This window comes from Pseudomonas sp. 2995-3 (genome assembly GCF_002742565.1).
In the GTDB taxonomy this organism is placed as follows: Bacteria; Pseudomonadota; Gammaproteobacteria; order Pseudomonadales; family Pseudomonadaceae; genus Aquipseudomonas; species Aquipseudomonas edaphica.
Genome location: NZ_LJSB01000427.1, coordinates 1 through 229 on the forward strand (window position 1 = coordinate 1; position 229 = coordinate 229).

Genomic DNA, 229 nt, shown 5'->3' on the forward strand with positions numbered 1-229 from the left:
GATTACTTACGTCCAGCAGTTCGTTTAGCCTCTTTAATGGGTATTCCAGTAACGTATGTTTTCACGCACGATAGTATTGCTGTTGGGGAAGATGGACGAACACATGAACCAGTAGAGCAATTACCTGCTTTAAGAGCAATGCCAGGTTTATCACTCATTCGTCCTGGTGATGGTAATGAAACTGTAGCTGCATGGAAACTTGCTGTAGAGAGTACGGATCAGCCTACGG

At 44.5% G+C, this 229-nt stretch carries 1 pseudogene; it reads left to right on the forward strand.

Annotated elements, in window-relative coordinates:
• Positions 1–229 (forward strand): annotated as a pseudogene (locus tag AOA62_RS29920) (transketolase); the annotation flags it as partial.